This is a genomic window from Chitinophaga sp. HK235, from assembly GCF_018255755.1.
Classification (GTDB): domain Bacteria; phylum Bacteroidota; class Bacteroidia; order Chitinophagales; family Chitinophagaceae; genus Chitinophaga.
In genome coordinates this window covers 3,428,794-3,451,723 of record NZ_CP073766.1, presented here as the reverse complement: position 1 = coordinate 3,451,723, position 22,930 = coordinate 3,428,794, and the positions used below count along the sequence as shown (strand labels likewise).

Annotated in this window: 20 protein-coding genes; 15 read left to right on the top strand and 5 right to left on the bottom strand. The window is 49.4% G+C overall.

Annotation, left to right across the window (positions count from 1 at the left end):
- Positions 1-10 precede the first annotated feature (10 nt).
- Positions 11-1,969, top strand: a complete 1,959-nt coding sequence (ligD, locus tag KD145_RS12095) for a DNA ligase D (RefSeq protein WP_249219804.1) — start codon at positions 11-13, stop codon at positions 1,967-1,969.
- A gap of 61 nt (positions 1,970-2,030) precedes the next feature.
- The gene (locus KD145_RS12090) at positions 2,031-2,906 is read left to right on the top strand and encodes a carbohydrate kinase (RefSeq protein WP_212006136.1); all 876 of its coding nucleotides are present in this window, start codon (positions 2,031-2,033) and stop codon (positions 2,904-2,906) included.
- Between the two features lie 6 nt (positions 2,907-2,912).
- Here KD145_RS12090 and KD145_RS12085 read toward each other — a convergent pair whose 3' ends face one another.
- Positions 2,913-4,979, bottom strand: a complete 2,067-nt coding sequence (locus KD145_RS12085) for a type IA DNA topoisomerase (protein ID WP_212006135.1) — start codon at positions 4,977-4,979, stop codon at positions 2,913-2,915.
- A 213-nt stretch (positions 4,980-5,192) separates the two neighbouring features.
- On the opposite strand from KD145_RS12085, the gene KD145_RS12080 reads away from it, so the two are divergent.
- A complete protein-coding gene (locus tag KD145_RS12080; protein ID WP_212006134.1) occupies positions 5,193-5,780 on the top strand; it encodes a DUF2064 domain-containing protein in 588 nt (195 codons plus the stop codon).
- A 48-nt stretch (positions 5,781-5,828) separates the two neighbouring features.
- Here the strand turns inward: KD145_RS12080 and KD145_RS12075 are convergent, their stop codons facing one another.
- The 4 genes from KD145_RS12075 to KD145_RS12060 form a co-directional block, all read right to left on the bottom strand.
- Positions 5,829-6,182 (bottom strand): hypothetical protein, encoded by a 354-nt coding sequence (locus KD145_RS12075; RefSeq protein ID WP_212006133.1) that lies wholly within the window; start codon positions 6,180-6,182, stop codon positions 5,829-5,831.
- Position 6,183: 1 nt separating this feature from the next.
- Positions 6,184-8,823 (bottom strand): sugar-binding domain-containing protein, encoded by a 2,640-nt coding sequence (locus KD145_RS12070; protein WP_212006132.1) that lies wholly within the window; start codon positions 8,821-8,823, stop codon positions 6,184-6,186.
- A gap of 102 nt (positions 8,824-8,925) precedes the next feature.
- Positions 8,926-10,050 carry a FecR family protein gene (locus KD145_RS12065; RefSeq protein WP_212006131.1) on the bottom strand — a complete coding sequence of 375 codons (1,125 nt, stop codon included), beginning with the start codon at positions 10,048-10,050 and terminating at the stop codon, positions 8,926-8,928.
- 46 nt (positions 10,051-10,096) lie between these two features.
- Positions 10,097-10,645, bottom strand: a complete 549-nt coding sequence (locus KD145_RS12060) for an RNA polymerase sigma-70 factor (RefSeq protein WP_113617649.1) — start codon at positions 10,643-10,645, stop codon at positions 10,097-10,099.
- A 381-nt stretch (positions 10,646-11,026) separates the two neighbouring features.
- On the opposite strand from KD145_RS12060, the gene KD145_RS12055 reads away from it, so the two are divergent.
- From KD145_RS12055 to KD145_RS12000, 12 genes are all read left to right on the top strand, one after another.
- Positions 11,027-11,440, top strand: a complete 414-nt coding sequence (locus KD145_RS12055) for an STN domain-containing protein (RefSeq protein WP_212006130.1) — start codon at positions 11,027-11,029, stop codon at positions 11,438-11,440.
- A gap of 84 nt (positions 11,441-11,524) precedes the next feature.
- A complete protein-coding gene (locus tag KD145_RS12050) occupies positions 11,525-12,766 on the top strand; it encodes a TolC family protein (RefSeq protein ID WP_212006129.1) in 1,242 nt (413 codons plus the stop codon).
- Positions 12,767-12,772: 6 nt separating this feature from the next.
- On the top strand, positions 12,773-13,687 hold the full coding sequence (locus KD145_RS12045) for an efflux RND transporter periplasmic adaptor subunit (RefSeq protein ID WP_212006128.1): 915 nt from the start codon (positions 12,773-12,775) through the stop codon (positions 13,685-13,687).
- A 3-nt stretch (positions 13,688-13,690) separates the two neighbouring features.
- Positions 13,691-16,708 (top strand): efflux RND transporter permease subunit, encoded by a 3,018-nt coding sequence (locus tag KD145_RS12040; RefSeq protein ID WP_212006127.1) that lies wholly within the window; start codon positions 13,691-13,693, stop codon positions 16,706-16,708.
- A gap of 41 nt (positions 16,709-16,749) precedes the next feature.
- Positions 16,750-17,886, top strand: coding sequence for an NAD(P)/FAD-dependent oxidoreductase (locus KD145_RS12035; RefSeq protein WP_212006126.1), 1,137 nt, complete (start codon positions 16,750-16,752; stop codon positions 17,884-17,886).
- The gene (locus tag KD145_RS12030; protein WP_212006125.1) at positions 17,883-18,596 is read left to right on the top strand and encodes a methyltransferase domain-containing protein; all 714 of its coding nucleotides are present in this window, start codon (positions 17,883-17,885) and stop codon (positions 18,594-18,596) included. The genes KD145_RS12035 and KD145_RS12030 overlap by 4 nt, the downstream gene beginning before the upstream one ends.
- A complete protein-coding gene (locus KD145_RS12025; RefSeq protein ID WP_212006124.1) occupies positions 18,593-19,645 on the top strand; it encodes a type III polyketide synthase in 1,053 nt (350 codons plus the stop codon). Before KD145_RS12030 ends, KD145_RS12025 begins: the two co-directional genes overlap by 4 nt.
- Positions 19,639-20,430, top strand: coding sequence for an enoyl-ACP reductase (locus KD145_RS12020; RefSeq protein WP_212006123.1), 792 nt, complete (start codon positions 19,639-19,641; stop codon positions 20,428-20,430). The genes KD145_RS12025 and KD145_RS12020 overlap by 7 nt, the downstream gene beginning before the upstream one ends.
- 3 nt (positions 20,431-20,433) lie before the next feature.
- Positions 20,434-20,868 carry a 3-hydroxyacyl-ACP dehydratase FabZ family protein gene (locus KD145_RS12015; protein WP_212006122.1) on the top strand — a complete coding sequence of 145 codons (435 nt, stop codon included), beginning with the start codon at positions 20,434-20,436 and terminating at the stop codon, positions 20,866-20,868.
- Between the two features lie 27 nt (positions 20,869-20,895).
- On the top strand, positions 20,896-22,173 hold the full coding sequence (locus KD145_RS12010) for a beta-ketoacyl synthase (protein ID WP_212006121.1): 1,278 nt from the start codon (positions 20,896-20,898) through the stop codon (positions 22,171-22,173).
- Between the two features lie 4 nt (positions 22,174-22,177).
- Positions 22,178-22,435 (top strand): acyl carrier protein, encoded by a 258-nt coding sequence (locus tag KD145_RS12005; RefSeq protein WP_212006120.1) that lies wholly within the window; start codon positions 22,178-22,180, stop codon positions 22,433-22,435.
- Positions 22,432-22,929, top strand: a complete 498-nt coding sequence (locus tag KD145_RS12000; protein ID WP_212006119.1) for a 4'-phosphopantetheinyl transferase superfamily protein — start codon at positions 22,432-22,434, stop codon at positions 22,927-22,929. The genes KD145_RS12005 and KD145_RS12000 overlap by 4 nt, the downstream gene beginning before the upstream one ends.
- The last annotated feature ends 1 nt before the right edge of the window (position 22,930 follow it).

The window sequence follows — 22,930 nt, the reverse complement described above, 5'->3', positions numbered from 1 at the left end:
ACAGCTATACATGCGCGCCCCGCATACCTCTGCTACACAGGCAATGCCGCTGCCTAAAAACACCACTCCCATGCTGGCCACCCTGGCCTCTGCGGCCACCGACCAACCCGGATGGCTATACGAAATTAAATGGGACGGCTACCGTGCACTCGCCTTTCTCAATAAAGGCGAAGTAGAACTGCGGTCACGCAACAATGCATCTTTCAACGAAAAATATTTTCCGGTATACCTGGCATTACAACAGTGGAAAGTAAACGCAGTAGTAGACGGTGAAATCGTTGTCATCAACGAAGAAGGAATGCCCATCTTCAGCGCTCTGCAAAACTGGCGCAACGAAGCAGACGGCCTCCTCGTATATTATCTCTTCGACCTGTTGTGGCTCAATGGTAAAAACACCACCATGCTTCCATTACTGCAACGGAAAAAATTATTGGAACAGCTGATGCCGGTCGATGACAGTACCCTCCGCTTCAGCGAAGGATTCATTACTGAAGGCACCGATTTTTTTAAACAGGCACAGAAATTAAATCTGGAAGGTATCATCGCCAAAAAAACAGATAGCAGCTACTATCCCGGTACCCGCTCCAGAGAATGGCTAAAAATAAAAACCGGCTCCCGCCAGGAAGTAGTGATCGGTGGCTATACGAAAAATGAAGGTTCTTCCAAACCTTTCAGCTCCTTACTGGTAGGGGTATACGAAAAAGGTAAACTACAATATACCGGCAAAATAGGGACAGGGTTTTCTATTACACAGCAACGGGAACTGCTGCAACGTTTTAAACCACTGGAGATAAAAAAAACGCCTTTTGCTGCAGAGCCGGATGTCAACAAAACTTCTCCTTTCCGCCCTCATCCACCTAAAGCTGCAGCGGTATGGTTAAAGCCACAGCTGATCTGCGAAGTGAGCTTCCGCGAAATGACGCCCGATGGGGTGATGCGGCATCCTTCCTTTGAAGGGATGCGTGACGATAAATCTCCTGCACAGGTAGTAGCCGAAAAACCTGTAAAGGCATCCAATGGCAAAGAGACAGGCATCCTGCTCAACCCCGGAGAGGAAACACAGGTCCGTACCATCAAAGGACATGCGCTGAAGTTTACCAATCTCAGCAAAATATACTGGCCGGAAGACCATATCACTAAAAGGGATATGATCAACTATTATTATGCGATAGCACCCTACATGGTACCTTATCTGAAAGACAGGCCACAATCGCTCAACCGCTTTCCCAACGGGATACATGGCGCCAGCTTCTACCAGAAAGATGTTTCCGGCAAAGCTCCTTCCTGGGCATCTACTTTTCCTTACCGTAGTGATGATGATAACCGGGAAAAAGAATACCTGGTGGGTGATGACGAGGCCACACTCCTGTATATGGCTTCGCTGGGCTGTATCGAAATCAATCCCTGGAGCAGCCGCCGTCAGCAGCCAGACCATCCCGACTGGTGTATTATTGATCTCGATCCTGACCAGACCACCTTTGACCAGGTGATTGAAGCAGCCCGTGTTACCCACGATATCCTGCATGCAGCCGGTATTCCCGGCTATTGCAAAACCTCCGGTTCTGCCGGTCTGCATATTTATATTCCACTAGGTGCCCTTTATACGTATGAACAGTCCCGGGAATTCGCGCGCGTGATTGCCACCATGGTGCATGCCCGAATACCGGATATTACCAGTATTGAAAGGGCCACTACCAGGCGTAAACGAAAAATGTACATCGACTTTCTGCAAAACAGGCCCAAAGCCACCGTAGCCGCTCCTTATTCTCTTCGTCCCAAACCCGGTGCCACCGTATCGATGCCGCTGCATTGGGAAGAAGTGAAAAAAGGAATGAAGATGAAGGATTTTAACATTCACAATGCTGCAGCGCGCCTGCGGGAGGAAGGAGATATCTTTAAACCCGTACTGGGAAAGGGAATTAACATGAGAGCTGCGGTCACAAAACTGGAGAAACAATTACGCGGCTAATTATCTTGAAGAAAGATAGTATCTTCCCTTATATGCCACTTATCTGTAAAAACTACATAGCATGAAGCCTGTTACCGTATGTTTCGGAGAAATGCTCTGGGACAGATTTACCGATGGTACCCGCAAACCCGGCGGAGCGCCGCTGAATGTTGCTTATCACCTGTCCAGGCTGGGAATGGATAGCCATATCATCAGCAGTATCGGTGCAGATAAAGCGGGGGATGAACTGCTGGATATACTGCATCAATGGCAGCTGCCAACGGATGGCATACAACGCAACCGCCAGTATCCTACCGGTGCGGTACTAGCCACGGCAGGCGCCGACAACGAAATGCATTACGATATCCTGCAACCGGTAGCCTGGGATTTTATTGCCTGGCAACCGGCATATGAAACACTGGTGAGCCGTGCCGCGGCTTTTGTATTCGGTAGCCTGGCCATCCGCAGCCAGGTGTCTGAATACACGCTGCGCAGGCTGCTCCGCAGCGCTGCCTTCAAAGTAATGGACATTAATATCCGTCCGCCACACAGTTCTATGGCCACCATCCGGGAATTGTTGCATCAGGTAGACCTGGTGAAGATGAATGAAGAAGAACTGAGGCTGGTGCTGGAAGCTGACGGAACATCCGCTGCTACTCCATTGGAGGGAGCACAGGCGGTGATGCAGCAGTATGGGGTACAACAACTGATCATCACCCGCGGAAGTAAAGGTGCTTTGTATGTCAACAAAGACACCTTCTACGACCGTCCTGCCAGGCAGGTGACGGTAAAGGATACGGTGGGCAGTGGCGATGCTTTCCTGGCGGGCTTTCTGTCACGCTTGCTGAGTGGCAGGCCGGTAAATGAAGCACTCGATCTGGCCATTGCCGTTAGCGGATTTGTGACCACGCGTGAAGGAGCCTGCCCGGAATATGATAAAAGCCTGTTTGTTTTATAAAATCACTTAGCTGATCTCAAAGTTGTCTGTCAGCTTTAATTTGCCGGCTTTTCCCTTGGTCACGAGATCTTGTATCTGTTTGTCAGTCAGTTTTTTGCCATTCACTTCAAAAGGCAGTTTAAACCCGCATACTTTGAAGTTGCTGCATCCGTAGGCGCTGTTGCCTTTTAATAAGGCGTGCTCTTTACACTTGGGGCACTGCATGGTGGCCAGGTCCACCGGTTTCTTTTCTGCTTTGGGTTTCCGTTCCTTTTTAGGTTTTTCCGGTGGCGGTGGTGGTGCATCCGGCGCGATGGTGATGGTTTTGTAGCTGGCGGTCTTTACCTCTTTGGTGAGGTCTACTACCATGGTGATCAGCTCTTCCTTGAAAGTGTCCATGGTGTATTCGCCTTTTTCAATAAGCCGGAGTTTCCGTTCCCACTGGCCGGTAAGTTCTGCGCTTTTGAGCAGTTCTGTTTGTATGGTATCAATCAGGTCGATGCCGGTTTGTGTGGCAAAGATATTTTTTTTCCTTTTGTCGATGTATTTGCGGCGGAACAGGGTTTCTATGATATTGGCGCGGGTAGAAGGCCGGCCGATACCATTGTCTTTCAGTAGCTCGCGCATTTCTTCGTCATCCACCTGTTTGCCGGCTGTTTCCATGGCCCTGAGCAGACTGGCTTCTGTAAACGCTTTGGGCGGAGTGGTTTTGCCCTGATGTATGCGGGGCGTATGTGGTCCGCTTTCACCTACCACAAAATCAGGAATGAATTTTTCTTCTTCTTCGCCTTCTTTTTTGATGCTGGTATCATTGGCATATACTTCCTTCCAGCCCGGCTCGATGATCTGTTTACCCGTTACTTTAAAAGGTACCTGGCCTACTTTTCCCAGTACGGTGGTATTGGAGATCTTACATTCCGGATAAAACGCAGCGATGAAGCGGCGTGCAATGAGATCATATATTCTTTTTTCATCCAGTCCAAGGCCACCGGGATGTACACCGGTGGGGATGATAGCATGGTGATCCGTTACTTTCTTATCGTCAAAAACGGTTTTCAGTTTAGGGATGGGATTGGCCAATACCGGGGCGGTGAGGGCTGCATATGGTGTCATGTCCTGCAGGATGCCGGTCACTTTGGGATGCAGGTCTTCCGTGAGGTAGGTGGTATCTACACGGGGGTAGGTGACCAGTTTTTTCTCGTAGAGGTTCTGCACATACTTCAGCGTATCATCGGCGGAGTAGGCGTACTTCTTATTGGCGGCCACCTGCAGAGAGGTGAGGTCAAAGAGGCGGGGATTCCCTTCTTTCCCATCTTTTTTCTCAAAGGAGGTGACTTCAAACAGATGCTGCTGCAGATAGTCCAGCCCTTTCTGTGCTTTTTCCACACTGCCCAGGCGGTCTATGGCAGCTGTGAACTCCACATCACGATACAGGGTTTTTAACTCCCAGTAATCTTCCGACACAAAGGCATTGATTTCTTTCTGTCTGGCCACTATCATGGCCAGGGTGGGGGTTTGTACCCTGCCAATAGACAATACTGCTTTGCCCATACCAAATTTTTTGGTGAACAGGCGGGTGGCGTTCATGCCCAGGAGCCAGTCGCCGATGGCGCGGGCGCTGCCGGCAGCATATAGATTGTTGTACTGGTCAGCCTCCTTCAGTTGCTGAAATCCATTACGTATAGCCTCTTCCGTGAGGGAAGATATCCACAGTCTTTTTACAGGAGCGCTACATTTGGCTTTGAGCAGTACCCATCGTTGTATGAGCTCTCCTTCCTGCCCGGCATCCCCGCAGTTGATCACTTCGTCACATTGTTGTACCAGTCCTTCTATGACCTTGAACTGTTTCTGTACGCCCTCATTCTCGATGAGTTTGATGCCAAAGCTGGGAGGGATCATGGGGAGGTCTTCCAACCGCCAGAACTTCCATTGTTCGTAATAATCGTGTGGTTCCTTCAGTGTACAAAAATGGCCGAAAGTCCAGGTTACCTGGTAGCCATTGCCTTCGTAGTAGCCATCCCTGCGTTGCTTCGCACCGATTACTTCTGCTATATCTCTGGCCACACTTGGTTTTTCTGCAATGCAAACTTTCATAAAAAGTTGAAATAGGGTAACAAATATCGGACAATTTACTGTTTTTACAGGATTTTAATGGGGATATAGCAGACGGGTAAATAAGAAGTTATCCTGGAAAGATTAACAAAAATAATGAATGCTAAAAGCTTTTATTAACAATCATCAGACAACCTTTACCCCTCGAAACGCGTAAATTGTTGGTACGCTAACCTCTAAAAAATCCTGGCCCATATGATAGAGTTCAACCAGGCACTGATCGTCCTTGCGAGAGACAAGGAAACCACTGTGGCTAATACCCGGCTCAAAGCCTCTGTAGGCGATTTTAAAACCCGCGAGATATTCCACCATTTGCTGATTCACACACAGGAAATAGCATCCTATACTACCATGGATAAATATGTGGTGCTGGAAGATAAAAGTGATTTCGGACTATGGGAAGAATATATCATTTTCCCCAGACTGGCCCATAGCCCCGGAGAATCCATGTCGCTTGCCTTTAACCTGGCATTTGCGACGGGCTATCAGGAAGTGGTGATGATTGGTATGGACTGTCCGCATCTTTCCCCGGAGCTGCTGAATGAAGCTTTTGCCATCCTGAAACGGAATGAGGTGGTCATAGGTCCTGCTCAGCATGGGGGCTTTTATCTGCTGGGCATGCGGCGTTTTTATCCCGAATTGTTTGAGTTCATCGATTCCAGTTCGTCTCACTGGCTACGCCGACTGTTGACAGCCATCAACAACCTGCAGTTGCGTTTTACTTTTTTACCTACCCTGAATATTGTACAGGAACTGGCAGATGTGCCGGAGGAATGGTTATAACTGTGATGACCGAAGGGAGCATCATAATACTCGCTTCGGTCATCGCAGTTACAGGCCCCAGTCTTTATACTGGGCCCTGATCTTGTTCAGGATGGGGCCTTCAAAGGGAACGGAGCCACCGGCAAAGAATTCGGTCCAGGTAATATCGCTGTTGAAATGAGCGAGTGTATACCCGTTTTCGAAGCTGAGGTACAGCTGTCTGCGGTCCTCTGTCACCCGGAAGTGCCCCAGGGTGTTGAGTAACAACCTCCTGAGGGCACCTTTTTCCATATAATGTGCGGCGGTCTCATAACACAGCGGGAAAAGCGTGTGTACCATGACATAATCCGCCAGAAAGGGCTGGACGTTAAAATGAGCAGCGGCCAGTAATGACATTTCATAATATGCTGCTGCAGGTTTCATTTTATTTCCAGGTTTTTTCACCTTTTTTCATTTTATCCAGGGTGTCCTGATAATTCATTTTGTCACTTGATGGTGCCAGTTGAACGGCTTTTTCTTCATAGGCGATTGCATCTTCTTTTTTACCGGCTTTATAGAGCACATTGGCGTATGTGTCGATGTAGGCCGGATTATCGCCTGCTTTCAGCAGATGCTGACACCAATTGGCCGCATTGTTGAGATGAGTGGGATCAGAGAGATTTTCAAACACGGTCCATGCGTAGGTGTTGAGCTCATTGGCTGAAATGTAGGCGGCACATTTACCCACGTATTGGTCTGCCGTGGTGGCGAAGTTGTCGTAATCTTTCTGATTCAGCAGATGAATGGTTTTGGCGCGCAGGAATATTTCTTCTCCGGGGGCGCCGTATTGTTTGGTTTTTGCTTCTATTTTGTTCCAGTCGGGTGTGGCGGCGGCGTCCTGCACATATGGCTGGATCTCTTCGCCAAAGATGATGCCCATCAGTTTTCGGTCTGCCTGACGTTGTCCCAGTGCCTGGTTGATTTGTTCACGATTGGCCAGGAGTAGCTGAAATCCTTTGTCACGGCTGCTGGTAGTGAATTTACTGATAAATGCCAACTGGCTGTTAGTGTATGGAGCTTTCAGCTGTGCGATAAAATCATTGGCGATTTTAACCGCATTGGATTTATCATTTACACTGGCAGCCATTTGTGCCAGTTGCTGCAGAAATGCCGGATCTTTTTTGCCTTTCCGGTATTCTTCTAGCAGGGCGGTGTAATTATTGTTCGGATTGGTGGTGTCAATATCTTTTACGATAAAAGCGGCCGCCACGTCACTGGTAGGAGGTACGAGGATGCCGTGTATCTGCCTTAACCGGGCCACGGGTATTTTAACTACTTCGCGGTCGTAGGAGACAAGGCCGTTTTCTTCTGTTTCCACGTCAAAGGGTTCGGTGTAGATAGAGCCGCTTAATCCTTCTTCTTCATATAGCTTCAGGTGTTTGTTCATGAGTTCGTATTTGCGGGTAAAGCCGGCCGCTGTACTGGTGATATAACCCCATCCTTCTGCCGCGTTCCATTGGTGGTTGGGTGTTCTTACCTGTACACCACCCCATTCACCGAGTACTCTTGCTTTGCCGGGGAGGGATGGAGAGATGCCTGGGCCGGGGTATTCATGAACGTCGGTGAGGTCACTGCTTTTCCATTTTTCGTTGGGGTCTTTAGGCGATTCACGATCATAGTTTTCACCGGTGTGGCCGTTGATCAGACGGGAGGGGTCCATCTGTTTCATGGCTTCGGTGAGTCGTTGCTGATCGTAACGTGCCCAGCCTTCGTTGAACAGCACCCAGCATACGATGGAAGGGTGGTTATAGAGTTGGGCGACGGTAGCGATATTTTCCTTTTCAAAGTTTTTTCTGGAGCTGACGGTGGTATTGGGACAAGTAACCATATCCTGCCATACGAGGATCCCTTCGCGGTCGCAGTGATAGTACCAGCGGTCTGGTTCTACTTTTACGTGTTTACGGATGGTGTTGAAGCCCATGGATTTCACCGCGAGAATATCAAATTTGAGGGCCTCGTCTGTGGGGGCCGCATAGAGCCCGTCGGGCCAGAAGCCCTGGTCGAGCACGCCGAGGTTGTAGGTATATTTACCGTTCAGGAAGATGCGTTCCTGGCCGTTTTCATCTTTTTTGATTTCTATTTTGCGCATACCGAAGTAGGATGCTACCGTATCAACTACTTTGTTGTTGTAGAGCAGTCTAACGGAGAGATCGTAGAGGAAAGGGGTGTTAGGAGACCAGAGTTGAGGATTGGGTACAGACAGTTGCAGGTCGGTATTGGGTTTACCTTTTATGCTGCCGATGACATTTCCCTTGCTGCTGGCGATGGCTTCTACGGTATAGCCGTTGGCGTTACCATCGGTGTTAACCTGGATATCGAGTCGTTGCTGATCTATCTGCGGCACCATTTTCAGGTCGGCGATATATACAGGGGGTACGGTTTCAAGCCATACGGTCTGCCAGATGCCGCTGCTGCCGGTGTAGAGGATGTTGCGGGGCTGCAATACCTGTTTGCCATGAGGGTTGTCGCCCTGATCGGTAGGGTCGAGTACAGACACTACCAGTTCATTGTTTTTATCTTTCAGGTGTTCGGTGATATCGATATTGAAGCCGGTATATCCGCCGGTATGTTCACCGATTTTTTTCCCGTTGAGGAATACGGTGGTGTTATAATCTACCGCACCGAAGTGGAGTATGGTTTTGTCTTTTCCTTTGGAGGCTGGTTTGTTGAAAGTCCGTTTATACCACAGGCGCTGGTCGGGCTGTAATGTTTTGCCGACACCAGAGAGGGCAGATTCCAGCGGGAATGGGACGAGTATCTGGTTGCTGTAGGTGGTGGGAGGTGTTTGTTCAGCCGCGCTGGTGATGGTATAGTTCCAGAGGCCATTGAGGTTCTCCCATCCGGACCGCACCATTTGTGGGCGGGGATATTCGGGCAGGACGCTGGATGGTTTGACATCTTTGGCCCACCTTGTTTGCAGTGGGGAAGGTTTCATTTTCCAGGAATCGGACGTCTGGCCGGACGCGAGGATACTGAGGGTAGTGCATCCGATAACGAGGAATGCAGTGCTGATTTGTCGTAACATGTTTAAGGTCGGTTAAGGTACTTACATTAACGATGTATATAAAATATAAGCTTTGCGGGGTGTTAAGAGACCGCAGCAGGTTATTTTGGCTGGTATGGATATCTACTCAAAGTGGAGGATACCATTTTGATCATAATGGGATTTTACACCGTCTGCTGCTTCCAGGTTGTGGAGAAAAGCCTGCAGGGGTTGGTTCCTGTCTATGATTCCGAAGAAGCGTCTGCTACTAACTCTTTGGTTGTCCATCATTACAATAATGCCGTACCACCGCAGTATGACAGGGGCTAGTTCCTGCAGGGAGGCATTTTCGAAAGTGTATACGCCTGTGCGCCAGCTCAATACTTTATCCGGGTCGAAGGTAGCTGTTGTCATACCCGTGTTGCTGCTGGTGATTTCAAAGCCTGGTTTGAGGACTTCGTTCTGCCGGGAGGAGGCTACTTTCACAGCACCTTCAACCAGGGCTACTTTTACGGAGCCGGAGTCGTAGGTGTTGATATTAAAGGCTGTTCCCAGGACACTGATCGTATTGCCTGGCAGATGCACGATAAAAGGCTGCTCTGCTTTGGCGGCAATCTGGAAGTAGGCTTCTCCGTTAACGGTCACTTCACGTTTGGTGCCGTTGAAGCTGAACGGGAAGCTGATGGTAGTACCTGCGTTCAGCTGTACCTGGGTACCGTCTGCCAGCAGGAGATTGTAGTCTTTCCCATGGGGAACGGTGAGTGTATTCATCCCGCTGCCGGTTTGGTGGCGGGCATCGATGCTCAGCGTTTGATGTGTGTTGTTTAAAATGGTATGGTCTACCTGTATGCCGGATGAGTCAGCACTGAGATCTATGGTTTTGCCATCTGCCGTTACCAGGCGGATGGTGGAATCCATGTTGTTCCGGAGTGCTGCAACAGGCTGTTGCCCATTGTTTGTGTAATGCCTGAGCAGATACCAGCTGCCGGTGATGGCCAGCAGGCAGGCTGCTGCAATACTGCAGGCTTTCCTTACATAAAGAATCCTGCTCCGTTTGTGGAGGTTGGTGAGGACCTCTTCAACGGGGTGTTGTGCAAAGCTTTCGCTTGCATCAGCCAGCAAACGGGGCCTGTCCCCGTGTATGCTTTCCCAGATACTGCGTGCTTGGGAATCTGCTTCAATAGCGTTGTAAAGCAATGCCTTCTCTTCGTCGCTGATAGTGCCCAACAGCTCGTCAAAAGTCAGTTCCCGTATTTTTTCATAATCCATCTTGATCCGGATATTACCATATTAACGGAGTACACGACAAAAAGTACTATAGGTCGTGGGAAGATTTTAATTTTTTCCTGAGAATTCTGAGGGTGGTACTCATTTGGTTTTTGACAGTTTGCAGCGATAGGTGTTTTTCTGCTACAATTTCACGTTGGGTTTTATCTTCCAGGTAGGACATTTCAAATACAGTACGCTGCCCCACAGGCAACGCGTTAATGGCATTCGCCATCTGAAGCGACAGCTCCTTCCGCTCCATAGGATTGAAGTTGACCGTCATCTCCTTCAAATGCATATACATATGTACGTTCCGGTCCTTTACCGCATTACGCCGTATCCGGTCCATACACTTATTCTTAATACAGGTGATCAGATAACTCTTCAGGTGGAGATTGTCTGCCAGCTTATCCCTCCTGTTCCAGATGATAATCAGCACATCATGTACCACATCGGCCGCCTCCTCGGAATCTTTCAACAGGAAGTTGGCTTCCACATGCAAACGCCGGTAGTAACGGTTGTAAATCTGCGTAAATGCCCATTCGCTCCCGATCTTCAGATCAGTTACCAATTGCACATCAGTGTATGATTCCATCATTTCCCCCTTTAAAATGTAGTAGTAGTTGTTTTACATAACATTCCGGTCAAATTAAGTCTCCACGTATCAGTAATGGTTATCCGGGAATTTTTAGTCAAAAGGTCAGGGGTCTCTCAGATAGTTGTTATATTATTTTTTTGTAAAATCCTGTTAGCAAGTTAAACTATTATCACAACCACAAAACAGGCACTACCTCATCACGTTTGTTAAGCAATTGTAAAGCATTATTTAGTTACCCGAACTTGGGGTGCACAACAAAATCATCTCCCTTCATAGTACTTTTTACCGGTCAACTCGTTCAAAAGGATGTGATGAATTTCAGTCTGATTGTATAAAGATTATATTGAAACCCTTGCCGGTATTTTTCCAGCTCCTAACAATATGCTCAAATATTTACCTCACCAGACTTCCCTCCGCAAGACGACCTGGATCGTCCTACTCTGGCTTCCCCTCGCAGCCTTCTCCCATCAACATTCCTCAGACCAGGCCGAAAAAGTAAAAGTCCGAGTCAATGTACGCAATACACCCCTCAAAGATGTCTTTAAACTGATCAGCAGACAAACCGGCCTCACTTTCTTCGGCAGCAACTCCGGTTCCTACGACATGAAGGTATCCCTCCACGCTGCCGATACCGAACTCACCAAACTACTCGATGACCTCCTCAGTCCCCTCAATTTCTCCTGGGAAATATCCGGTAAAGTCATCATCATCAGAAAAAAATCAGATCCCCCCATGACCCCACAATCCATGGAAATAATCTCCAGCAGCCCGGCACGCCCTGCCATGGCTGAATAACTGTCTTAATCCCCATCTTCCATTAACCTTTAACAAACCACAGCGTTATTGTTATAGTCTCAACGTATTTCCCAATGCCGCGTCATGAAAAAAATCAGGACAACGCTCCTGCTGCTGTTGATACTAACCCAGATACAGGCACAGGAACGGAACATACAATACTTCCTGGAACAGGGGATGGTCAACAGCCCCCTGTTAAAAGACTATCAAAATCAACTGCTGTCTGCCGCTATAGACAGCATGCGCCTCCGTGCCAGCTACGGATTCCTGGTCAACGGTAACAGCACCAGCACCTATGCGCCCACTATCCACGGCTATGGCTATGATAACGCCATCAGCAACGGCGCCCAGGTAAGTGCCCTCGTTTCGGCCTCCCGCCTGTTCGTGGGAAAACGCAACATCGAAAACCAGTTCCGCGCCATCTCCCTGCAAAATGAAACTACCCGCAACACCGCCGCCATCACCAGCCAGGAACTGAAAAAAAATATCACCGCACAATATATTACCGCCTATGGCGACTGGGCCCAGTACCTGTTCAACCAGGACGTACTGAAACTTCTGCAGGAAGAATCCTCCCTGCTGATTCAGCTCACCAGGGCAGGGACCTACAAACAAACAGATTACCTCACCTTCCTCGTCACCTTGCAACAACAGGAATTATTGGTGAAACAACTGCAGGCACAGTACCAGAACAACTACGCCCTGCTCAATTACCTCTGCGGCCTGACGGATACCTCTTTTCATGAACTGCCGGACCCCGTCCTGCAGCCGGAAAATATACCCGGACCGGAAAACACCATCTTCTTCCGGAAATTCCAGCTCGATAGCCTGCAACTGAAAAACAGCGACGCTCAAATCGATTATAACTACCACCCCAGAGTCAGCCTTTTCGCAGATGGAGGATATAACAGCACTCTGGCAGTGGACCCCTATAAAAATATAGGCATCAGCGCCGGTGTCAGCCTTACCGTACCCATCTACGACGGTAAACAACGAAAAATGCAACACGATAAAATAACCCTCTCTGAACACACACGGAGAGGATACCAGGATTTTTTTATGCAACGGTACCGGCAACTGATACAGCAGTTAACACAACAATTGCAGGCCGCCCAGCAACTGATAGACCAGGCAGGCGCCCGGATAAAATATGCGGAAGGGCTGATACAGGCCAACCGTAAACTGTTGATGAGTGGTGATGTTAGGATTGCAGATTATATCATCGCTATTAATAATTATCTCAATGCAAAAAATATCATCACCCTCAACACTATTAATAAATATCAGCTGATCAACCAGCTGAACTACTGGAACCGTATTAATTAGGCTGCCATGAATATCAAAACAGGACTGGGCATATGGACGATCATGATGGTAACTGCCTGCCACGGCAGGCTTCCGGAGGAAACACCGGCCAACACCGGTACGCCCGTTACCGTAGCGTCCCCCGTCACGGGTACTGTGGAGGATACCGTAGTCCTGAACGCTACCGCTACCTTCCTGCTTAAAACCCTTGTCAAGGCCGTGGCCAACGGTTACCTGCAAACAGCCAATGTAAAACTCGGGCAACATGTTTCCAGCGGTCAGGTGCTCTTCTCCCTCAAAACAAAAGAAGCAGAAAACCTGGGCAATACCATCAACCGGCTTGATTCCTCCTTCCGCTTTACAGGGCTGATACCCATACGCGCCACCGGTAACGGGTATATCACCCAGCTGGCCTATCAGGCAGGCAACTACGTACAGGACGGAGAACAGCTGGCTACTATTTCAGATGACAGGAGCTTCGTTTTTATACTGAACCTGCCTTATGAACTGACACCTTACCTGCAGGACAACCGCATGTTGCAGCTGCAACTGCCCGATGGACAAAGGCTGACAGGACACCTGGGGGAAGCCCTGCCCAGCGTAGATTCAGTGGCACAAACACAACACTATGTAGTACGTATCACCACCCATAAACTGATACCGGAAAACCTGGTGGCCAAAGTAATACTGATCAAATCCAGGAAAACAGATGCAGTACTGTTGCCCCGCGCAGCACTGCTCACCAATGAATCCCAGACAGACTACTGGATTATGAAGCTGAAGGACAGCATGACAGCTGTGAAGGTGCCGGTACAAAAAGGGCTGGAAGCCGGCGACAGGGTAGAAGTGTTATCACCCGCCCTCACTTCACAGGACAGGGTGCTGGTGAGTGGTAACTACGGACTGCCGGATACGGCCAGGGTCATCATCATTAATCACTAGCGCATGAAACAGTATTTTGTCGCTTACAAGAATCCTATCGCGGTGTTGACTGCCATCATCATCATGGGAGGCCTGTTTGCATACAGCAAAATCCAGTCTGCGCTTTTCCCGGAGATCACTTTCCCGAAAATCAAAATCATTGCAGAGGCGGGGCAGCAGCCGGTCAATAAAATGATGATCACCGTCACCCGGCCGCTGGAGCTGGCCATCAAACAGGTACCGGACCTGCAAACGATCAGAAGCATCACCAGCCGCGGCAGTTGCGAGATATCTGCGTTTATGGACTGGAATGCTGACATTGATATCAGTCAGCAACGTATATCCGCCAGGATCGAAGAAATAAAAAACACGCTGCCGCCTGATATCAGCATCCGTGTGGAAAGAATGAACCCATCCATACTTCCCGTCAGTGGATATACGCTGGAAGGCGCCGGCCTTTCGCCGATAGACCTTAAATACCTGGCCTCCTATACGATAAAACCGTTTCTCTCGCAGGTGGAAGGCGTGGCCGAGATCCGTATTATCGGTGGTAAAACTAAAGAATACTGGGTGGTGCTGGACCGTGGTAAAATGAATACGCTGGGCATTACACCGGAGATGATCGGCAATGCGCTGAACCAGACCAATTTTATCCGGTCCAACGGTTACCTGACGGACTACCGGTTGTTGTACCTGACGGTCACTGATGCGCAGGTCAGCAACCGGCAACAGCTGGAAAACATCGTGATCAGCAACAACGGTCAACGTATCGTTTTGCTGAAAGACATTGCGGCCGTAGGCATCCGCGAAGCCAAAGAATATATCAAGGTAAACGCCAACGGCCGTGAAGGTGTGCTGATAGCGGTGATTAAACAACCCAATGCCAACCTGATAGATCTGTCCGACAGAATGGAACGGCAGCTCACCGCTTTGCGCAAAACATTGCCCGCACAGGTGAAGATAGCGCCCTACTATGTACAGGCCGATTTTGTGCGGGACGCCATCCGGAGTGTTACTGACTGCCTGTGGATAGGGCTGCTGCTGGCCATCATTGTAGCGGTTATATTCCTGCGTTCGGCCAAAGCGAGTTTTACCATCCTGATCACCATACCAGTCACCTTGCTGCTGACGCTGATTGTGCTGTATGCGACCAGACAGACTTTTAATATCATGACGCTGGGCGCCATTGCAGCAGCTATAGGGCTGATCATCGACGATGCGATCGTAGTGGTGGAGCAGATTCACCGTACCCATGAAGAACATCCGGGAGAGCCTACGCCGTTGTTACTGCAAAAAGCGATTCATTACCTGTTCCCCGCTATGGTGGGGTCATCACTGAGCACCATTGTTATTTTCCTGCCTTTTGTGCTGATGACCGGTGTGGCGGGTGCTTATTTTAAGGTGCTGACCAACACGATGATCATCACGCTTGTTTGTTCTTTTCTGGTCACCTGGCTGGTATTACCGGTCATCTATCTGCTGCTGGGCAGAAAACAGCTACCTAAAAAGCTACCGCCTGGTCATGAAGTAAAACGACAGCGATGGGTAACCTTTTTTATCACCCGCCCCTGGCTGAGCGTGTTGCTGGTGTTGTTGCTGATTACAGCTGCAGTGCTGATATTGCCAAGGCTGGAAACGGGTTTCCTGCCGGAGATGGACGAAGGGAGTATCGTGCTGGACTACAGCTCACCGCCGGGTACTTCACTGGAGGAAACAGACCGTATGTTACAGGAGGTGGAAAAGATCATCACCACTACGCCGGAAGTGGCTGCCTATTCCCGCCGTACCGGCACGCAGATGGGCTTTTTTATCACGGAGCCTAACAGAGGTGACTATCTGATACAGCTAAAAAAAGACCGGCATATTACTACCAACGAGGTAATAGACAAGCTGCGGAGTAGGATAGAGGTCACACAACCTGCACTACGGGTGGATTTCGGGCAGGTGATAGGCGACATGCTGGGTGACCTGATGACATCGGTGCAGCCGGTGGAGGTGAAGATCTTCGGAAGTGACCCGCAGGCTTTGCAGGTGTTGTCGAGACAAGTGGCGGCGGTGGTAAAGGACGTCAAGGGGACCGCGGACGTGTTTGACGGTATCGTTATTGCCGGCCCGGGCATTAACATCACCCTGAATACTGTTGCGCTGGCCCAATACGGCATCACGCCTGCTAATTTGCAGTATCAGTTGCAGGCAGCCCTGGAAGGCAACGTGGGGGGTAGTGTATTGGAGAAGGAACAGCTGTCGCCTATACGGCTGGTATATCCTGGCAACTACCGGTTGAAGGTGGCAGAGATAGGGCAGCTGCAGGTATTCCTTCCCGGCGGCAAGCTGCGTCCGATTACTGACCTTGCCCATATTGACATGCAGGCCGGCGATGCAGAGATCAACCGGGAAAACCTGCAATCCATGGGGCTGGTGACCGCCAGGCTGAACAACAGCGGGCTGGGTACGGTGATGAAGAAGGTAGACCAGGAGATACATGCCCGCATACAGCTGCCACAGGGTTACAGCATTATGTACGGCGGTGCATATGCCGAACAGCAGCAGTCGTTCCGCGAGCTGTTGATGATACTGATAGCCGCTTCGCTGCTGGTGTTTGGGGTGATCCTTTTTCTGTACCGCAGTTTCCAGGATGCGCTGATTATTTTGCTGGTGGCGGTATTGGGTATTACAGGCAGCTATATAGCCTTGTATATTACCGGTACTCCGTTGAATGTAGGCAGTTATACCGGTCTGATCATGATTGTGGGGATTATCGGGGAGAATGCCATTTTTACTTTTTTACAGTTCCATGAGTCGATGCATCATACGGAAGATGCAGACGAGGCTATTGTGTACGCTATTTCTACACGGTTGCGTCCCAAGCTGATGACGGCTCTTGGCGCTATTGTTGCGCTGATGCCTATTGCCCTGGGTATTGGTACCGGGGCGCAGCTGCACCAGCCGCTGGCGATTGCGGTAATAGGCGGTTTCCTGGTGGCTATGCCGTTGTTACTGATTGTATTACCTGCGTTTATGCGCTGGCGGTATAAACGATAGCACAACCGTACTTCCAAATATGTCGTATATTGCTAATGTACATGGGTTTACAGCATCACATTATCATTATCGGCGGGGGGCTCGCCGGACTGACAGGAGCTATCCACCTTTCCCGTGCGGGATTGCCGGTGACCCTGATCGAGAAAAACAGATTTCCGAAACATAAAGTCTGCGGGGAATATATCTCCAATGAAGTATTGCCTTATTTGCAATGGCTGGGAGCAGACCCGGCAGAACTGGGTCCTGCAGATATTTCCCGGCTGCTGCTTTCTGCGGCTAATGGGAAAACGCTTACAGCCTCCCTGCCATTGGGTGGTTTTGGTATCAGCCGTTATGCGATGGACGCTTTCCTGTTGAACAAAGCGCTGGCAGCCGGCGTTAGGTTGGTGACAGACACTGTTACTGCTGTGTATTACGAGGATAACCGTTTTACGGTGGAAACACAGGAACACGGCAGTTTTGAAGGGACCGTGGCATTGGGGGCCTATGGAAAACGTTCTATGCTCGACCAGCGCCTGTCGAGGGACTTCCTGCAGCAGCGGGCACCATGGCTGGCTGTCAAAGGACATTATGAAGGTGATTTCCCCGATGACCTGGTAGCCCTGCATAATTTTCCGGGTGGTTACTGCGGCGTTTCGAAAATTGAAACCGGACATCTGAATATCTGTTATCTGGTAAGTACGGACAGCTTCCGCCAGTATGGAGATATCCAGCAGCATCGGGAAGAAGTGATGTATCGGAATATACATCTCAGGGAAATTTTTTCATATAGCCGTGCTTTGTTTGAGCAACCGCTTACCATCAGCCAGATATGTTTTGATGAGAAGACGAAGGTAGAACAGCATATGCTGATGACGGGTGATACCGCCGGACTCATTCATCCGCTTTGCGGTAATGGTATGGCGATGGCCATAGACAGTGCACGGATGGCAGCAGAAGGTGTATTGCGGTTTTGCAGGGAAACAGACTATTCCCGCCGGCAGTTGGAAGATGATTACAGCAAACGCTGGGAACGGGTTTTCGGCAGACGTATGAAAACAGGGCGGCTATTGAACAACCTTTTCCTGAAAGACAGGCTTTCCACCTGGCTGGTACAGCAGATGGCATCTTTCCCGGCAGTACTGCCATTTATCATCCGACAAACACATGGCAGGCCATTAAAAGTGATGAACACATGATACTCAATACCAGAGAACGTGTGCTGGCGCCTGAGATCATGGACGATTTTTCCATGGAAGGAGAACGCCTGCAAAGGGCATTGGACAAAATAGCAAAGATCAACCGGAAACTGGGAGGCAACAGGATTACACTGAAAGGCGTAGCAACACTGATGCGGCAACTGCCTCCTGAAAGAGAAGTGACTATCGTGGATATCGGGTGTGGCAATGGTGATATGCTGCGGGCACTGGCAGATGAAGGACGTAAACGAGGATGGAAGCTGCGCCTGGTGGGAATTGACGCCAATCGTTTTACAGTACATCATGCAGCAGGACTATCTGCGGATTATCCGGAAATCAGTTACGACTGTATCGATGTGACCCATGATTCTTTTGTGGAGATGGAATATGATATTGTGTTATTAACACTGACCCTGCATCATTTTACGGATGCAGTCATATTTGAACTGATGCAACATTTCTGCAGGCGTGCTACGGTGGGGGTTGTGGTGAATGACCTGCATCGCAGCAGTATCGCCTACCGGCTGTTTCAGCTGTTGTGTTATGTGCTGAGGCTGGAGGAGATGACCCGTTATGACGGGCTGACCTCCATTATGCGTGGTTTTAAAAAGCCGGAGCTGGTAAAGCTTTCCCGGCAACTGAATATCAGGAATTACAGTCTGCGTTGGCGATGGGCTTTCCGTTACCAATGGGTTATATCAAATTTATGAGCGTAAAAATTCAATCAGTAGCAAAGGCATTACCAGCGTATACCAGGCCTACCAGCGAAATAATGCCATACCTTGACCTATGGCTTGCCGGACAGGAAGAACGGTTTGTAAAAAAGGTAAAAAAGATTTTTGAGAATGCAGCAGTAGATCAGCGGTATTCTATCATGAATGCAGAGGAAGTATTTAACAATACCTCTTTTGAAGAGAAGAACAATATTTACATCCGGGAATGCACGGAGCTGGGGAAAAAATGTTTGCAGGGTGCACTGGAAAAGGCTGGTCTGAAAGGAGAAGAGATAGACTATATCATCACTGTCAGTTGTACCGGTTTTATGATCCCTTCTATGGACGCGTATCTGATCAATGCGTTGCAGTTAAGGCAGGACATTGTTCGTTTACCCGTTACCGAGATGGGTTGTGCAGCAGGTGTTTCGGGGATGATCTATGCTTATCAGTTTCTGAAGGCCAACCCCGGGAAAAGGGCTGCGGTAGTGGCGGTAGAATCACCTACAGCCACCTTTCAGCATAACGACTATTCCATGGCCAACATTGTCAGCGCCGCTATTTTCGGAGATGGTGCTGCCTGCGTGATATTATCTTCCCATGAAGATGATAAAGGACCTGCGATTGTGGGAGCAGAGATGTATCATTTTTATGAAGCTACCCACCTGATGGGTTTCCATCTTTCCAATACCGGTTTGCAGATGGTGTTGGATATTGCAGTGCCAGAGCAGATAGCAAGCCATTTCTCTGATATCATTTATCCGTTCCTGGAGCGTAATGGTACTACCATGGAAGCGGTGAACCAGCTGATCTTTCATCCCGGAGGAAGAAAAATTATTCAGACAGTGGAAGAGATTTTCAGTGGTTCCGGTAAAAACATTGACGATACAAAAGAAGTATTACGGTTATACGGTAATATGTCCAGTGCCACGGTACTGTATGTCCTGGAACGTATACTGGACAAAGCGATACCGCCGGGAGATAAAGGGTTGATGCTGAGTTTTGGTCCTGGTTTTTCAGCACAAAGAATACTATTGCAATGGTAAGGGATTTTGCATCACAACAATACTGGGCACTCATTCTGGGTGGCAGCAGCGGGTTGGGGCTGGCATCGGCCCGCAAGCTGGCTGAGAAGGGTATGCATCTCTGCATTGTGCATCGAAATGCAGGCGTGGAAATGGAGCAGGTGAATGCTGATTTTGAGGCGTTGCGGGCAACAGGCGTACAGGTGATTTCGTTTAATGTAAGCATTACCAACACAGAAAAAAGGGCGTTTGTTTTACAGGAGCTGCAACAACAAATGGGAGCAGCAGGACGGGTGCGATGTTTGTTGCACAGCGTGGCTAAAGGGACCTTAAAAGCGATGACTGGTGATCAGGCACTACAAACAGATGATATGATGATCACGCTGGAACATATGGCGGTGAGCCTACATGACTGGACACAGTCGGTATGGCAACAGGGACTTTTTGCGGGTGATGCGCGTGTATTGTCATTTACCAGTGAGGGCAGCAGCAAAGCATGGCAGCACTATGCGGCTGTGTCGGCCGCCAAAGCCTCCCTGGAGGCTATCAGCCGTAGCATCGCGCTGGAGTTCGGGCCCTATGGTATCCGGGCCAACTGCCTGCAGGCCGGCGTAACGGATACACGCTCCCTGCGTATGATTCCGGGGCATGAACAGCTGTTGGCCCACAGTATTGCCCGTACCCCTTTTCAACGGCTTACCACACCCGAAGATGTGGCAAATATGGTGTATCTTTTATGTAAAGATGAAGCGGCCTGGGTAACCGGCGCGGTGATCCCGGTAGACGGAGGTGCACATATACATTGACAGATGACGACAACAGCTATATTAGCAAAACTACCATACAGCGAACCTTTTTTATTTGTAGATACGCTGGAATATATTGATGAAAAAAAAGTGATCGGCAGCTTTACTTTCCGGCCTGATATGGACTTTTACAAAGGACATTTCAAACATTATGCTGTTACGCCGGGTGTATTGCTCACGGAGGTAATGGCACAGATAGGCCTGGTATGTCTGGGCATCTATCTGACCGGAGGTGCGGAAGATCTGGCTTTTGGCCTGACCGCTACGAATGTAGAGTTTATGGTGCCGGTGTTGCCGGGGGAGAAGGTGACCGTTACAGGTGAAAAGGATTATTTTCGTTTTGGTAAACTGAAATGTAAAGTAGTAATGACCAATGCAGGGGGGGAGGAAGTGAGCAGTGGTGTAATGGCCGGGATGATCATCCCCCGTAAATCGTAATCCATAATTTTTAATCCGTAATTGTCTATGTCTGTTCGGGTAGTTATAACAGGACTTGGTGTGGTGGCACCCAATGGAGCTGGTGTACCTGCTTTCCGCGAGGCGGTCATCAATGGTGTTTCCGGTATCCGGTATGATCCGAAGCTGGCAGCAATGGATTTTTCCTGTCGCATTGCAGGGACGCCGGAAGTAACGGAGGCTATGAAGCTGCGTTATTTTGAGCCGCTGGAGCTGAAAGGATTCAACAGCGAAGCGGTCCTTTACGGAGTGATGGCAGGTGTAGAAGCCTGGCAGGACGCGGGTTTGCCGCTGGCCAATGGTGCAACGCAGCCCGACTGGGACAGCGGTGTTGTATTTGGTACCGGTTCTTCCGGAGTGGATAAATGGCGGGAAGCGATTTATCAGGTAGATGAAGGAAAAGTACGTCGTTTAGGCAGCACCGTTATTTCACAAACGATGGCCAGCAGTATCAGTGCCTGGCTGGGAGGGAAGCTGGCACTGGGCAACCAGGTGACTACTAATTCATCCGCTTGTACTACCGGTGCTGAGAGTGTGATGATGGCCTATGACAGGATACGGTCGGGTAAGGCCCTGCGCATGCTGGCAGGCAGTACCACCGACGGCGGTCCTTATGTATGGGCCGGGTTTGATGCCATGCGTATATGTACCTTTAAAAATAATGACCGGCCCGAAGCGGGTTCCAGGCCTATGAGTGCCAGTGCCAGCGGTTTTGTGCCGGGAGCAGGCGCAGGTGCGCTGGTAGTAGAATCGCTGGATAGTGCCCTGCAAAGAGGTGCTACCATTTATGCAGAGATCGCCGGTGGACATGTTAATTCCGGAGGCCAGCTGGGAGAAGGAAGTATGACGGCACCCAACAGTGAAGCGGTACAACGCTGCATCCGGGAAGCAGTCCGTGAAGCAGGTATTCATCCCGATGAAATTGATGCGATCAACGGTCATCTTACGGCTACCAGCAAGGATGCTACGGAGATTCTCAACTGGAGCCAGGCACTCAACAGAAAAGGAGCGGACTTCCCTTATGTAAATGCCCTGAAATGTATGGTGGGACACTGTTTGAGTGCTTCCGGCAGTATAGAGCTGGTATCCGCTGTGCTGCAGTTGAAAGAAGGTTTCCTTTTCCCGAATATAAATAGTGAAGACCTGCATCCGGAGATAGCGGCTATCGTACCCCGGGAACGCATCCCTCTGCAGTTGATGAATAAAGCGCTGCAGGTAGTTGCCAAAGCCAGTTTTGGTTTCGGCGACGTCAATGCCTGTATCATTCTTAAAAAATATAAACCCTGATATCATGGATAAAACAGCTTTGATGGCCACTATCAAGGAAGTGGTGCAGCCCTACACCAAAAATCCTGAGGCGCTTGCAACCCTCAATGAAGACACGGACTTTATCCGTGATTTGAAAATCAATTCCGCTAACCTGGTGGATGTGGTGCTGGACGTGGAAGAAAAATTCAACATTGTAATTGATAACGATTCCATGGAGAAAATGATCAATGTAAAATCCGCTATGGAAGTAGTGGAAAACAAACTGGCCGCTACCTCATGATCGGCAACGATGTGGTAGATCTGGAGCTGGCTGCTGCAGAAAATAACTGGCGGCGGGCAGGTTATCTGGAAAAGATATGTACACCGGCAGAGCGGCAGTTGGTACAGGATGCAACTGATCCGGACCGTATGGTATGGCTGTTGTGGAGTGCCAAGGAGGCTGCCTACAAGATAGTACACCGAACCACCGGACAACGTATCTATGCCCCACATCGTTATGCCGTGCAACTTTCCGGAAGGGATACCGGAACCATTTGTTATGAAACCATGATTTTTCATTTTCGTACAACCGTTGACGGTAGTAGACTGCATTCAATTGCTGTTCCTGCTGAGCATTTATGGTATCAGCTTTCCTGTGGTGTAGAAGCAGGTGAACTACTGCTGAAAGATGAACAGGGAGTGCCGTTTGTCAGGGAAGTAAGTAGTGGAAGACGACGGCCTGCGTCGGTCAGTCACCATGGAAAATATTACGAGGTGGTAAGCCTGAAGATATGAA

Coding starts and splice junctions, on each gene's coding strand:
- ligD (WP_249219804.1), top strand. CDS start 11: ATGCGCGCCCCGCATACCTCTGCTACACAGGCAATGCCGCTGCCTAAA.
- KD145_RS12090 (WP_212006136.1), top strand. CDS start 2,031: ATGAAGCCTGTTACCGTATGTTTCGGAGAAATGCTCTGGGACAGATTT.
- KD145_RS12085 (WP_212006135.1), bottom strand. CDS start 4,979: ATGAAAGTTTGCATTGCAGAAAAACCAAGTGTGGCCAGAGATATAGCA.
- KD145_RS12080 (WP_212006134.1), top strand. CDS start 5,193: ATGATAGAGTTCAACCAGGCACTGATCGTCCTTGCGAGAGACAAGGAA.
- KD145_RS12075 (WP_212006133.1), bottom strand. CDS start 6,182: ATGAAACCTGCAGCAGCATATTATGAAATGTCATTACTGGCCGCTGCT.
- KD145_RS12070 (WP_212006132.1), bottom strand. CDS start 8,823: ATGTTACGACAAATCAGCACTGCATTCCTCGTTATCGGATGCACTACC.
- KD145_RS12065 (WP_212006131.1), bottom strand. CDS start 10,050: ATGGATTATGAAAAAATACGGGAACTGACTTTTGACGAGCTGTTGGGC.
- KD145_RS12060 (WP_113617649.1), bottom strand. CDS start 10,645: ATGATGGAATCATACACTGATGTGCAATTGGTAACTGATCTGAAGATC.
- KD145_RS12055 (WP_212006130.1), top strand. CDS start 11,027: ATGCTCAAATATTTACCTCACCAGACTTCCCTCCGCAAGACGACCTGG.
- KD145_RS12050 (WP_212006129.1), top strand. CDS start 11,525: ATGAAAAAAATCAGGACAACGCTCCTGCTGCTGTTGATACTAACCCAG.
- KD145_RS12045 (WP_212006128.1), top strand. CDS start 12,773: ATGAATATCAAAACAGGACTGGGCATATGGACGATCATGATGGTAACT.
- KD145_RS12040 (WP_212006127.1), top strand. CDS start 13,691: ATGAAACAGTATTTTGTCGCTTACAAGAATCCTATCGCGGTGTTGACT.
- KD145_RS12035 (WP_212006126.1), top strand. CDS start 16,750: ATGGGTTTACAGCATCACATTATCATTATCGGCGGGGGGCTCGCCGGA.
- KD145_RS12030 (WP_212006125.1), top strand. CDS start 17,883: ATGATACTCAATACCAGAGAACGTGTGCTGGCGCCTGAGATCATGGAC.
- KD145_RS12025 (WP_212006124.1), top strand. CDS start 18,593: ATGAGCGTAAAAATTCAATCAGTAGCAAAGGCATTACCAGCGTATACC.
- KD145_RS12020 (WP_212006123.1), top strand. CDS start 19,639: ATGGTAAGGGATTTTGCATCACAACAATACTGGGCACTCATTCTGGGT.
- KD145_RS12015 (WP_212006122.1), top strand. CDS start 20,434: ATGACGACAACAGCTATATTAGCAAAACTACCATACAGCGAACCTTTT.
- KD145_RS12010 (WP_212006121.1), top strand. CDS start 20,896: ATGTCTGTTCGGGTAGTTATAACAGGACTTGGTGTGGTGGCACCCAAT.
- KD145_RS12005 (WP_212006120.1), top strand. CDS start 22,178: ATGGATAAAACAGCTTTGATGGCCACTATCAAGGAAGTGGTGCAGCCC.
- KD145_RS12000 (WP_212006119.1), top strand. CDS start 22,432: ATGATCGGCAACGATGTGGTAGATCTGGAGCTGGCTGCTGCAGAAAAT.